Origin of the sequence: Campylobacter pinnipediorum subsp. pinnipediorum, from assembly GCF_002021925.1 — a bacterium.
Lineage (GTDB): Bacteria > Campylobacterota > Campylobacteria > Campylobacterales > Campylobacteraceae > Campylobacter_A > Campylobacter_A pinnipediorum.
In genome coordinates, this window is the sequence record NZ_CP012546.1 from 1393614 (window position 1) to 1406878 (window position 13265).

Consider the following 13265-nt stretch of genomic DNA (forward strand, 5'->3'; position numbering starts at 1 on the left):
AACATTAAGTTTTTATTTAAACTTAATCTATATAATTTCGTAATTAATAAATTTTATTACAAGGAGAATTAATGTTAGTAACAAAAAAAGCACAAGATTTTACTGCCGCTGCTGTACTAGGAAACAATCAAATAGTTGGAGATTTTAATCTTTATAAAAATATAGGCGAAAAAGGCGCTGTAGTATTTTTCTACCCTATGGACTTTACATTTGTTTGTCCAAGCGAAATAATAGCTTTTGATAAAAGATATGATGAGTTTAAATCTCGTGGTATAGAGGTAATTGCTGTAAGCACAGACAATGAATTTTCTCACTTTGCTTGGAAAGAAACACCGGTAAACAAAGGCGGTATAGGCCAAGTTCGCTTCCCTATAGTGGCTGACAGAAATCATGAAATAGCAAAAGCATTTGATGTTCTTTTGGAAGATGCTGGTATAGCTCTTCGTGGATCATTCTTGCTAGACAAAGATGGAACAATTCGCCACGCGGTTGTAAACGATCTTCCTTTAGGTAGAAATATAGATGAAATGGTAAGAATGGTTGATACGATGATATTTACAAATGAGCATGGCGAAGTATGCCCAGCTGGATGGAACAAAGGTGATGCTGGCATGAAACCAAGCACAGATGGTGTTGCAGACTATCTTGACAAAAACGCTAACAAGCTATAATTTTTAAATGTGGGGGAGATTTTACTCTTCCGCTAAAAAACATCCGTTATATCACTACATTTTTGATTTTTACAAAACCTAAAATTTTTAAAAGCAAACTTTAATTATAATACTGCTTTAATAACCTTAAGGACTATCCCTATGATATTTATGGATGAATATTTTCAAACCCAAAAAATTGTATTTAATGAACTAAAGAGTAGTTTTATCGATTCTGGATTGCATTTTTGCGAGCAAAATACAAAAACTTTAAACAAAGATGATATTGCAGCTTTTTTTGAAGATTTGTATTGTAATATAATTAATGAAAAAGAAAATATGTCCTCCTTGCAAAATGATTTCAAAAAATTTAGTAGCGAGAATAAGCTTTTTAAATATAGTTTAGACTATGTATTGATAAATTTTATTTTTTTATATTCAAAAAAAAGCGATAAGGATACATTTTTAAAACAGATGATATTAAGAATAGAATTTATAAAAAAATCCATGCTTGCAAGAATAACACTTGATTTACCAAGCTCAACTTTTAAAATTAGTACTGATACTTTTTTTGAACATCCTATAAACACATTTAAAAAAATGAAAGATTTAGACAAAGAGCTTGTGTTCTTAAATTTATATGATGGTGTTAATGTAAAAAACAGTGGTCACATAATAAGCACTTCTGATTCTAGTGTTACAATACAAGTTGATATTATACAAATTTTAGCAATGAAAGAAGAAGGTAATGCCTTTATACTTCAAAATGAATTTTTCTCAAAACACTTAAAAGCAGATATTATAGATTTTAACATTACCGCTCAAACTGTTACACTAAGTAATTTTAAAAGAATGGATGTAATGAATGCTAACAAAAGAAAGCATCAACGTGTAACTCCGAATAAATTCACAAAAGTACTGCTAAAAGGAACGCAAGATGAAGTCTTGGGTAATATGTATGATATTTCAAAAGGCGGTCTTAGTGTTTTAACTTCACAAGATATTAAATTCAAGCAAGGTGAAGAGATAACGGCTATTTTTAAGCTTGCGCCAGACAATGAAGATGAAGGCTTTGATGTAACTTTAAATCTCAAGCTTGTTGTTCAAATGAATTATAATGGTTTTATGAGATATTGTATGCAAAACAGTAGCGAAACAATAGAACCTGCTTTGGATAATTTTATAGATAAAAGAGTTGATGATATTTTCAGGGAATTAAAAGAGCTAAAAAAACTATATATATGATAGAAAAAAACATTCAAGAGAACTTAAAACTTTTTTATGTTGGCTTAGAAAACAACAAACCATTTTTTTATAAAAACAAAGACTTAACAACCCATGCAGCAATAATAGGAATGACAGGAAGCGGCAAAACCGGTCTTGGAATTTCTATTTTAGAAGAGGCTTGTATAGATAATATCCCGTCTATCATAATAGACCCAAAAGGTGATATGACAAACTTATGTCTATCATTTGAAAATCTAAACAGAAATGATTTTTTACCATATATAGATGAGACTGAAGCAAATAATGAAAATTTAAGCAAAGAAGAGTTGTCTGAAAAATTAAGCAAAAGATGGGGTGATGGCTTAAATTCAAGCTTTCAAGATATCTCAAGGATAAAATTACTTAAAGAAAGTGCTGATTTTACGATATACACACCAAAAAGCAATGCCGGAGTAAGCATAGCTTTGCTTGGAAATTTTGAAGCTCCGAATACCGATGATGATGAACTTTTAAACTCTTACATAAGCTCAATAACAAGCTCAATATTATCACTTTTAAATGTAAATGTGGATGAAACTTCAAAAGAACATATACTTATATCAAATATTTTTACTCATAAATTTAGCAAAAATGAAAGTATAAACATACAAGAACTAATTTTGTCTATACTAAATCCCCCATTTAACAAAATAGGTGTTTTTAGTTTAGAACAATTTTATCCAAGTGATGAGAGAATGAAGCTAGGTTTAAAACTAAACACTTTAATATCTAGCAATAATTTTAAAGCATACACACAAGGGGAAGATTTAGATATAAGTAAATTGCTTTTTAATAAAGACAAAAAAGCAAAATGTAATATCTTCACAATATCACACCTAAACGATAGCGAAAGAATGTTTTTTGTAACAATCTTGCTTAATAAAATAGTAACCTGGATGAGAAGTACAAATGGAACAAACTCATTAAGAGCTATTTTATATATGGATGAAATTTTTGGATTTTTTCCTCCAAATGCAAATCCTCCATCAAAACAACCAATGCTTCTTTTGCTAAAACAAGCAAGAGCCTTTGGTATAGGATGTATATTAAGCACACAAAATCCGGTAGATCTTGATTATAGAGGATTAAGCAATATAGGAACTTGGTTTATAGGAAGACTTCAGACCGAACAAGATAAACAAAAGGTTATATCAGGGCTAAGTGGAATATCTGATATAACCAACAAAGAGCTTGAAAACACGATATCAAATTTAGAAAAAAGACATTTTTTGATTAAAAATATCAACGAAAGCGAGCTTCGCCTTATAAAAACTCGCTGGGCTTTAAGCTATCTAAAAGGTCCTCTTTCCAAAGAACATATATCTACACTAATGAAGGATAAAAAGTCAAAAGATAAACAATCAAACGATAATTTTAGCCATTCAAAACCGCTATTTTCTAGCAATATAACACAAATATTTGCTAGCAACAATGATGAATTAAGTGGAAATTTATTAGCCACTGCTGATGTTAAATTTTACAATCAAAAACTTGGCATAGATACAACAAAAAAATTAACCTTCATAATACAATTAGACAAATCCGATACCAGTGTAAATTGGGATAAAGCTATAAAAAATAAAAAAATAATTCAATTACAGCCAAGTAAAAATCCAAAATTTAAGCCAATTCCTGATTTTATTTTAAACATAAAAAACACAAATGAATTAAAAAAAGATTTTAAAAATTTTATATACCAAAATGAAAGTTTAACGATATTATCGGCCCTTGGCATAACATCAAAATTAGATGAAAGTAAAGAGGAATTTTGTCTAAGAGTGCAAGATATTTGCAATGAATTACTTGAAGAAAAAACACAAGATATTATGGATAAGTTTAAAAAAGAAGAAAGCAAATTATTACAAAAACTTCAAAAAGTAAACTATCAATTAGAAAAAGAAGAAAACGACCTTACATCTAGTAAATTAGATGCTATTATAAATATAGGAACGAGCATTATTGGTGCATTTTTTGGCTCTAAAACAAAAAATCCAAGAACGATAGCAAGTGGAGTGAGAAAAGCAAGTAAGGTCATAAAAGAAAAAAACGATGTAGAAATGTTGCAAGATTTAATAGATGATATAAACACTAAACTAGATGAACTATCTCAAACAATGCAAGAAGAAATTTCAAACTTAAAAGCTCAAAATGATATCAAAAATATAGAGCTCAAAGAGATAAAAATTATGCCCAAAAAATCAGATATTTTCAATGAAGAAATTTCTATTTTATGGACATAAAAAATTAAAATGAATCTTGACTAAGCTTATCTTTATAGCTATTTAAACTATTTTGTCTATCTTGTAAAAAATTACCTAGCTTCTTTTTATTCTCTTCAAAAAACACAGCAAAGTCCTCTTGTGATTGTATTTTTTCTTCTCCAAAGCTATCAAGCAAAACATTTGTAGAACCAACCAAAACAAGATATTTTTTTTCTTCATAACTAAACAAAACAACCTTATTTTGTCTATCTATATATTTTTCATATATTATATTTATCTTTGCATTATTGCCTTTTATAAGCCACGACATACTATTTGTATTTTTTACTTTTCCATCTTTTGTTAATAAAACTTTTTTTACTAAAAATAAAAATACCAACAATAATAGCAAAACACCTACAACTAAAAAATACCTACTATCAAGCAATCCATCATCTTCTTTTGTCTTTTGTCCAACCATAATACTAGCTTTTGGGATATTTGCCAATTTTTCTGGTGTATTTTTCAAGCTAGCCCTTATTCTAAGACCAAAGCCATCTGTTGTTTTTGATGCATTTACAAGTATTGGCTCTTTTGATTTTAGCTTTAATATCAAAGAACTTTGTCTTGGTTCAAAATCAAATTCTTGAACTATATCTGATTTTAAAATTTTATTTATGTTTTCTTCAAAATTAAGCAAATTTAAGACCAAAGATGTATAATCTTTATCTCTTTTTTGAAATATGTTACCCTCATACGGAGCATCAAAGCTAAGCATGATATCAACCCTATCGGTTCTTTCGTAAACATTATATGTAAGCAAATTTACGGCATTGATGTTTGATAATAAAAGTAAAAATAAAAGTAAAAATCTCATAAAAGCTCTTTTTTAAAATATTGTATCACGGATTTAGAATCTAGTATCTCATTTATACGAATGGCTAGGTTTTTTTCATACACCATAACTTCGCCTTTGCCAAATATTCTATTGTTTATATAAAGCTCGACACTCTCTCCGGCTGGTTTTTCTAAGTCTATGACAGAGCCTGGCTCAAATTTCAAAAGCTCATTTATACTTATAGTTGTAGTGCCAAGTTCTGCTATAAAATCAACACTTATATCCATAAGCTCATCATAGCTTTTAAAAAGTCCTAAATTTTCAAATATTTCTACAACTTCATTATCTTCAGTCATACTTTTTTATATCCTATTTGAAATGTTCTATTTTTCATTTTATATATTATTTTATCATCTAATTTTATATTAAAGTTTTTAACTTCACCTAAAAACTCAGGTGTTCCAAGCTTGTATTGTGATTTATCATTTGAATTATTTAAAACAACTTTTACCCTGCCAATTATTTGATTTGATATCTCTTTTGACAAATCATCAAAATCAGCTTCAACAACATCATCTTGACCAAAAAAAGCATTAGCAAAATTTTTTAGTGTGTCTTTTTTGAAAAAAAGATAAAAATTAAACTCTGTATCATCTTTATACAAAGGTATACTAGCTCCATAAAAGCCTTTTCCTAGTGATTTTGCACTTTTGACATCAAATCCCAATGTTTGAACACAAAGATAATTTACAGCATCATCTATAACCGATTTCATTAATTTTCCCTTGAAATTTACTTGGTGTTTATTATACTTTTGTTTTCATAAAATCGTTATAAAACTAAAATAAGCCATTTGTTTATTTTTAGTATGTTTTTATATTTTTAGTGCGAAATTTATTAAAGTTTTTTATACTTTAAAAATAAAAAAGCTTTTGTTTTTTTAAATTTTAATTTTACCAATACCATTTTATGATAAAATTTAATAAAAAAACAACTATAGGACAAATCATGCTATTGTTTTTGCTTATTTTTGGAGTTTTTATAGGCTTCATCGCTGGTTTTTTTGGCATAGGTGGCGGGGCTATTATAGTTCCGACTATGTTAATGCTTGGTTTTGACATGAAAGCAGCAATTGGTGTAAGTATTTTTCAAATGCTTTTTAGTTCAGTTTTTGGCTCTTATTTTAATTACAAAGATGGAAATTTAAAATTAGACAATGGTGTATTTTTAGGACTTGGTGGTGCCGTTGGTGCTAGTTTTAGTGGATATATAGTGTCTATAACTCCGGATATTGTGCTAAAATTAGCCTTACTTTCAATATTTATTATTTCAATAATAAAACTTTATTATAATCCAAAACAAGCAAAAAAACTAATAATATCAAAAGCTATTTTATTTGCCATAGGTATTGGAGTTGGGGCTCTTGCCATTAGTGTTGGCATAGGTGGATCTGTATTTATTACACCGATACTTGTTGGATTTTTAGGGCTTGATATCAAAAAAGCATCTTCAATGGGTCTCTTTTTTGTTATATTTAGCTCATTTTCTGGATTTTTATCATTTGCATACCACGGATACATTGCATATTTGGATGGAATTTTGATAGGTCTTGGGTCTATCGTTGGTGTATTTTTTGGAACAAGAGCTTCAAATAAAATTGATAAAAAACTCTTAAAAAAATATTTCTTAGGACTATATCTATTTATGAGTGCATTTTTGATTTACAAGATAGTGTTTTAATAAAAATATAAATTTATTTTTTACAAAATTTAAATATGCTATTATGTGTAAATTAAGATATTTAAAATAAAAAATTTAGGAAAAACATGCCTGCATTTAATCAACAAAAAGAGATATCAAGAATAAACAAAAACTACCCAAACAGACATCAGCTAGATGCTTCTCATATAAAATTAAGCTACATAACCCATTTTTATTGCAATCAAGAAAATATAGACTCTGTAATATCTTTACTTAGAAAATATGAACAATATTCACCAGATTTACTAGATCAAATTGAGTTTATCATAGTAGATGATGGATCGCCAATACAATACGAAATACCAGAGTTTGATTTAAATATAAGATGGCTTAAAATAAACGAAGACATACAATGGAACCAAGCAGGCGCCAGAAATCTAGGGGCCACATATGCAAGAAGCGATAAGATTGTAATGTTAGATTTGGATCACTATATACACGAAAACACCCTTTGGTATATGGCAAATAAAAGACCTTTAGGGAGAAATATATATAAAATTTATAGAACTTCTGCCAACAATGATGGCAAAATAAGAAAAGGACATGCTAATTTATTTTTTATGAGCAGAGCTAGATTTATGAGGTTTTACGGATATGATGAAGAATTTGCAGGGCATTATGGAAGTGAAGATTTTAGATTTGTAAAATTTCATAAAGCACATGGCTCAAAACAATCATACCTCCCTAAAAAATATCTTTGCTCAACTAGAGATAACAATACTGATTTAAAAGATAATGTAAATAGAGAAAAATCTTATCATACTTTAAAAAGAGATTTATCATACAATACACCAGTAGATCTTAGAAAGAAAATGGAAAATAGAAATTTTGGGGCAGAATATGGGCATTCTAGAATTTTTCTTAATTTTACATGGACAATTTTAAGCGAACAATATAGAAAAAATATACCTAGTCCTAAAAACAAAAAATGGTGGTATTATTTATGGTATTTTCGTTGGTTATTTGGAAACAACTAATAAATTAGCCATTTAAATGGCTAATTTATCTACTCATCATCTAAGTTTATCTCAGGAATTTGCTCATCTATTTTTATCTTCGCATTAGATGGTTTTAACTCACTGGCTTTTTTTAATACATTTTCAAGTCCATTTTTAGCCATATGCTCATCTAAATTTTCAAGTGAAACTCTTTGGATATCCTCATCAAAAGCTGTTTTATTTATCTTGCTTATATATTTATAACCATCTTTATTTTGCAATCTATAAAGTTCTTGAGATATAAAATCACAAAAAATATCCGTATAGTTTTTATTTTTGCAATTAGTGTTTAAAAAATTACTCATAGTGTTTAAAAAATGAGCATAATCATCAAGCGTTACATGTCCTTGTAAAAGTTCAAATTTCAAAAATAGCCAATATGTATTTAAAACATCCGATTCACAATATTCGTTTATTTTAAAAATTTCATTTTCATAATAAAGCTGTAAGACTTGATCTCCATGAACATCATATTTTCCCGGTAGATTTAAACTCGCACAAAGCAGATCAAGCTTAAGCCCTCTCACTGCACCAAAATCACTAATATGATCAAGTAAATCAAGATGAAATCTAGCATCATATCTTGAACGATAATTTTCCCATTTATTTTTATTAAGCTCTTTATTATCGGTTTCATAATAAGCATTTGCGGTTAAATTATACCTCATCGCCCTAGTCATTATCATAGGCAAATCAAACCCTCTTCCATTAAAGCTAACAAGGCGTGGATTTAGTCTATTTATAAAGTTTATAAACTTAGAAAGTATATCCCTCTCATCTTCGCCTTCCATAGTATTAACTCGCTCAAATTTACCATACTCATCAGCTATAACAGCAGAGATAGCCACAACTTTATGAAACATAACCGGCAAAAACTCGCTACCGCTTATACTTTTTTGATACTCAAATGCTTGCAAGCTTACATCCATATCATCACCATCAAAGCCATAAACTCGCCTTAATAAATCTACATCAGGAATAGTCTCACAATCAAACACACAAATACAATTTTTTGCCATTTTAAGCCTTTTTTAGACATTTTTTTATAAAATGATATCAAAATTTCAATTTAAAGTAGATAATGAAAAATAAAAACAAAATAGCTATAGTAAAACTTTCCGCACTTGGTGATATAGTGCATTCAGTTATAGTTTTACAATTTATAAAAAAACATATACCAAACTCACATATAACATGGATAGTAGATGAACGTTTTGCAGATATCTTAAGGGATCATTCATTGATAGATGAGCTTGTTGAAATACCACTAAAAGATAAAAAAATACTAAGTTGCTATAAAATCTTGAAAAATTTAGATAATTTTGATGTAGTTATAGATATGCAAGGGCTTTTAAAATCAGCTATAGTATCAAGAATAATAGGAAAAAATATATATGGTTTTGGTATAGATAGTGTAAAAGAAAACATAGCTTCATTGTTTTATACACACAAACTCAAAATTGACTATAATCAAAATATCATAATAAGAAATTTATCGCTTGCATCTTTTGCTCTTGGTTTTAAATTTGATAAAAATGAGATAATAAACAAAAATCCTTGTTTTGGTATAGACTCAAAAGAAAAAAACAGCAAAAATACAATAATCATAGCCCCTTTTGCGAGTGAAGATAGCAAGTGTTATGATAAATTTAAAGATGTTATAAACCTATTAAAAGAGTATGAAATTTACATAACTCACGCAAACGACAAAGAGTTAAAATCCGCCGAAAATCTAACAAAAAATACACACGCAAAACTGCTAGAAAGAAAAAATCTAAAAGAGATGATAAAAGCTATATCACAGGCTGATTTAGTGATAGGAAATGATAGCGGTTTAACTCATATCGCATGGGCAATAAATACTCCCTCAATCACTCTTTTTGGAAATAGGCCAAGTAAAAGAAATGCATTTAGAACAAAAGTGAATTTGGTAGTAGATATGGGAAAACAACCTGATGCAAGAAGTATTAATAAAAACGACTTTTGCATAAAAGAGATACTCCCTGAAACAGTTGCAAATTTCGCAAAAAGGATATTAAATGGATAAAGTTTACATATTTGGTTTTTATTTTTTAAAAACTTTAATAGCCATAACTCCATCATTTATACATGATATTTTTATGAAATTTATAGCCTTTGCATATATGAAAACAAACAAAAAAAGATTTAAAGTCGTTATGACAAATCTTGATTTAGCTTTTGAAGATAGCCTTACATATGAACAAAAACTAAATATAGCAAATAAAGTATATATAAATTTTGCAAATTTTTTAGGAATAAATTTTATAAAGAACCAAGATTCAACAAAAGAAAAAATTTTAAATAGAGTTGTATTTAAAAACGAAAATTTCTTAACAGAAGCCATAAAAGACAAAAGAAGCATAATAATACAAAGCGCTCATTGTGGTGAATGGGAGCTTATACCTTTAGCAATAGCTGCAAAATTTGGAAAAGGAAGTGTTATAGGAAGAAAATTAGATAGTAGTGCTATGCAAAAAATTTTACAAAAAAATAGAACACAATTTAATCTTGAGTTGATAGACAAAAAAGACGGGGTAAAACAAATATTAAAATCAATAAAAGATGGAAGAATGATTGGAATATTAGTAGATCAAAATACAGCAAAAAAAGAAGGAATTGAAGTAAGCTTTTTTAACAAAAGAGCTTTACATACTCCATCAGCAAGTGTAATTGCAGAAAAAACAAATTCAATAATTATACCAACTTTGATTCATAAATTAAATGAAAACAAAAACGAAATTTGTTTTTTTGAACCAATAGACCCAAATGATTATCAAAACATGAAAAAACATGAAGCAATACTACAAATGACACAAAAACAAGCTGACATAACAGAATATTTTATAAGACAAAACCCAGATGAGTATTTTTGGTTTCATAAAAGATTTAAGCATTTTTATGAGGATAGATATGAAAATTAGCATTGTAATGCTAACTTTTAATAGCGAAAAATACCTGAAAAAAGCTCTTAAAAGCATTGAGTTTGCAGATGAAGTCGTGATAATAGACAACGGCTCAACTGATAAAACAAAACAAATATGTAGTGAGTTTAAAAATACCAAATTTATCTTTCAGAAATGGCTTGGATTTGGCAAACAAAAATCATTTGGAGTAAATCAAGCCAAAAATGAGTGGGTTTTTGTGCTTGATAGTGATGAGATATTTACAAAAGAGCTAGAAGCTGAAATCAAAGATATATTGCAAAATCCAAAGTTCTTTGCTTACAAAGTAGCTAGGCTTAATTATTTTTTTGGCAAACCCATAAAACAAATGGGGCTTTATCCTGATAATAGCGTGAGATTTTTTAATAAAAATCATGCTAATTTTAACGATAAAGAAGTTCACGAAAGTGTTGTTTTGTTTGATGACGCAAATAAATTTGGGGTTTTAAAAAATCATTTTTTACATTATGCCTATGAGAGTATAGAGCAGTTTATAAATAAACAAAACAGATATTCAACTCTTGGAGCTAAGAAAAATAGGTTAAAAGCAATAATAAATCCTACTTGGACATTTTTTAAGCTTTTTGTTGTAAAAGGCGGATTTATGGCTGGTTGGCGTGGATATGTTGTAGCAAAACTTTATTCACAATACACTTTTTGGAAATACATAAAATGAAAATACTAGTAATGAAATTTAGAAACATAGGGGATGTTTTATTAACAACACCGCTTTTATCAAACCTAAAACACCATTTTCCTGATGCACAAATAGACTTTGCATTAAATAAAGGATGTGAAGCTGTTTTACAAGATAATCCAAATATAAACAAAATACACATCTATGACAGACAAGTTGCTAAAAGCAATAGAATCTTTAAAAGAATACTTACTGAACTTAGATTTATAAAGGCTATCAAAAAAGAAAAATACGATATAGCCATACAAACAACAACTGGAGACAGAGGTATTATAATCGCAAAATATGCAAAAATAAAAAAAATAATTGGCTTTGAAGGCAAAAATAAATCTATAAATAAACTAATAACCGATAAAGTATTAAAATCAAAATGGAATACACATACTATTGATAGAAATTTAGAAATTCTAAATGCTCTGAATTTAAAACCTATACACAAAAAAGTAGAAATTTTTTTTGACAAAAACATTATAAGCCATTTAAATTTACCAGAAAAATTTATACATGTTCATCTAACCAGTAGATGGATATTTAAATGCATCAAAGATGAAATCATGGCAAAGATTATAGATTTTTGTGAAAACGATATAAAAACAAAGGTTGTAATCACAGCAGATAATAACGAGATAGAAAAAAACAAAGTAAAATCTGTAATCAATATATGCAAAAGCAGTCCAATAAATTTAAGCGGTAAGTTAAGCCTAAAACAAGTAGCAGCTCTTAATAAAAAATCATTGCTTTTTATAGGTGTTGATACGGCTATAATGCATATAGCAGCCGCCAATGATACACCAGTTATAGCGTTTTTTGGTCCTAGTGGGGTTTTTGAATGGGGCCCATGGGATAATAATTTAATGCAAAATCAATACAAAAATATAAATGGAAATCAAAAAATGGGCAAACATCATGTTTTTCAAAAAAATTGGAAATGTTCCCCTTGTGGGCAAGATGGATGTGATGGAAGTAAAATTAGTAACTGCCTTATGGATTTTAATATCAATGACATAAAAAATACAATATTATCAAATACAAAAAACCAAGTTACTTTTTAATCTTTGAATATAAATCAAAAATAATCTTATTTTGATATATGAACATAGTTTTTGCAAGCCAAAAAGAGCTATTTTTAACAGCTATTCTTTTAATTTCATCTAAAAATCCATCATTTAAATTCATACCTCTTTTTGTTGTATAAAACATTTCATAGCCTATATCTTTTGCTGTTTGAAGCTTTTGGTTATTATATTTTCCTCTTGGCCAACAAAGCTGTTTGTCATCAAAGCCAAGTCTAGTTTTTATAATATTTTTACATTGAGCAAGGTCTTGCTCAAACGGCAAATCTCCAAAATATCCATCTGTATGCCCGTCTGTATGCGAATGAAAGTCAAATACATCTTTCATCTTGTAAATTTCATCCCAATTTAAAAAAAGTCCAGCTGGATTTGTAGGAGCAGTTTTTTTAGCTTCATTGTGCTGAAGTGGCAAAAACTCCGCTTTTTGTATAGAGTTTTGTTCACTTGCTTTTTCTATCCATGAAGTAACTAAAAAAATCGTAGCTTTAAGACCTAGTTCTTTTAAGATAGGATAAGCATAATAATAGTTATTTCTCCAGCCATCATCAAATGTTATAAAAACTGATTTTTTAGGTAAATCTATCAAGCCATTTTTATAATCAAAAAACTCATCTGATGTTAAGGTTTTATATCCATTTTTTGCTAAAAAGCTCATCTGGCTTTTAAACTGTTCCATACTACTAGATATAAATCCAGCCTTTGGTAAAATATGATGATACATTAAAACTACTACACTCAATATAAGCCTTTTGTGTTTATAATAATTCTTTTTTTGGTCTTCTTGAAAAAAGTCTATTTATTTTATCAAATAAACATAT

Annotated in this window: 14 protein-coding genes; 9 read left to right on the plus strand and 5 right to left on the minus strand. The window is 28.3% G+C overall.

Annotation, left to right across the window (positions count from 1 at the left end; translation table 11 throughout):
• Positions 1-71: 71 nt before the first annotated feature.
• From CPIN17260_RS07260 to CPIN17260_RS07270, 3 genes are all read left to right on the plus strand, one after another.
• Positions 72-671, plus strand: a complete 600-nt coding sequence (locus CPIN17260_RS07260; protein WP_069636321.1) for a peroxiredoxin — start codon at positions 72-74, stop codon at positions 669-671.
• A 141-nt stretch (positions 672-812) separates the two neighbouring features.
• A complete protein-coding gene (locus CPIN17260_RS07265; protein WP_078440820.1) occupies positions 813-1895 on the plus strand; it encodes a PilZ domain-containing protein in 1083 nt (360 codons plus the stop codon).
• Entirely contained in the window at positions 1892-4156 is a 2265-nt protein-coding gene (locus tag CPIN17260_RS07270) for an ATP-binding protein (protein ID WP_078440821.1), read from the plus strand. Before CPIN17260_RS07265 ends, CPIN17260_RS07270 begins: the two co-directional genes overlap by 4 nt.
• A gap of 4 nt (positions 4157-4160) precedes the next feature.
• Here CPIN17260_RS07270 and CPIN17260_RS07275 read toward each other — a convergent pair whose 3' ends face one another.
• From CPIN17260_RS07275 to CPIN17260_RS07285, 3 genes are read right to left on the minus strand one after another with little or no spacing between them, the layout of a single operon-like run.
• Positions 4161-4994, minus strand: a complete 834-nt coding sequence (locus CPIN17260_RS07275) for an excinuclease ABC subunit A (protein WP_069632274.1) — start codon at positions 4992-4994, stop codon at positions 4161-4163.
• Entirely contained in the window at positions 4991-5311 is a 321-nt protein-coding gene (fliN, locus tag CPIN17260_RS07280; RefSeq protein ID WP_069632273.1) for a flagellar motor switch protein FliN, read from the minus strand. The genes CPIN17260_RS07275 and fliN overlap by 4 nt, the downstream gene beginning before the upstream one ends.
• Positions 5308-5730, minus strand: coding sequence for a chemotaxis protein CheX (locus tag CPIN17260_RS07285; protein ID WP_069632272.1), 423 nt, complete (start codon positions 5728-5730; stop codon positions 5308-5310). Before CPIN17260_RS07285 ends, fliN begins: the two co-directional genes overlap by 4 nt.
• A 233-nt stretch (positions 5731-5963) precedes the next feature.
• Between CPIN17260_RS07285 and CPIN17260_RS07290 the strand changes: the two genes are divergently transcribed.
• Positions 5964-6695: a sulfite exporter TauE/SafE family protein gene (locus CPIN17260_RS07290; RefSeq protein ID WP_078387982.1), complete on the plus strand. Its 732-nt coding sequence runs from the start codon at positions 5964-5966 to the stop codon at positions 6693-6695.
• An 86-nt stretch (positions 6696-6781) separates the two neighbouring features.
• Positions 6782-7693: a glycosyltransferase family 2 protein gene (locus CPIN17260_RS07295; protein ID WP_069637674.1), complete on the plus strand. Its 912-nt coding sequence runs from the start codon at positions 6782-6784 to the stop codon at positions 7691-7693.
• Positions 7694-7722: 29 nt separating this feature from the next.
• Here the strand turns inward: CPIN17260_RS07295 and CPIN17260_RS07300 are convergent, their stop codons facing one another.
• On the minus strand, positions 7723-8733 hold the full coding sequence (locus CPIN17260_RS07300; RefSeq protein ID WP_069632270.1) for a 3'-5' exonuclease: 1011 nt from the start codon (positions 8731-8733) through the stop codon (positions 7723-7725).
• Positions 8734-8795: 62 nt separating this feature from the next.
• Here CPIN17260_RS07300 and waaC point away from each other — a divergent pair, with 62 nt between their 5' ends.
• From waaC to rfaQ, 4 genes are read left to right on the plus strand one after another with little or no spacing between them, the layout of a single operon-like run.
• Entirely contained in the window at positions 8796-9761 is a 966-nt protein-coding gene (gene waaC, locus CPIN17260_RS07305; RefSeq protein ID WP_069632269.1) for a lipopolysaccharide heptosyltransferase I, read from the plus strand.
• Positions 9754-10656, plus strand: a complete 903-nt coding sequence (locus CPIN17260_RS07310) for a lipid A biosynthesis lauroyl acyltransferase (protein ID WP_069632268.1) — start codon at positions 9754-9756, stop codon at positions 10654-10656. The genes waaC and CPIN17260_RS07310 overlap by 8 nt, the downstream gene beginning before the upstream one ends.
• The gene (locus tag CPIN17260_RS07315) at positions 10646-11353 is read left to right on the plus strand and encodes a glycosyltransferase family 2 protein (RefSeq protein WP_078387984.1); all 708 of its coding nucleotides are present in this window, start codon (positions 10646-10648) and stop codon (positions 11351-11353) included. The genes CPIN17260_RS07310 and CPIN17260_RS07315 overlap by 11 nt, the downstream gene beginning before the upstream one ends.
• Complete coding sequence (gene rfaQ / locus CPIN17260_RS07320) at positions 11350-12426, plus strand: putative lipopolysaccharide heptosyltransferase III (RefSeq protein WP_069632266.1); 1077 nt, start codon at positions 11350-11352, stop codon at positions 12424-12426. The genes CPIN17260_RS07315 and rfaQ overlap by 4 nt, the downstream gene beginning before the upstream one ends.
• Here rfaQ and CPIN17260_RS07325 read toward each other — a convergent pair.
• Positions 12416-13186 (minus strand): polysaccharide deacetylase family protein, encoded by a 771-nt coding sequence (locus CPIN17260_RS07325; protein WP_078387985.1) that lies wholly within the window; start codon positions 13184-13186, stop codon positions 12416-12418. The two genes, rfaQ and CPIN17260_RS07325, sit on opposite strands and share 11 nt — an antisense overlap.
• Positions 13187-13265 lie beyond the last annotated feature (79 nt).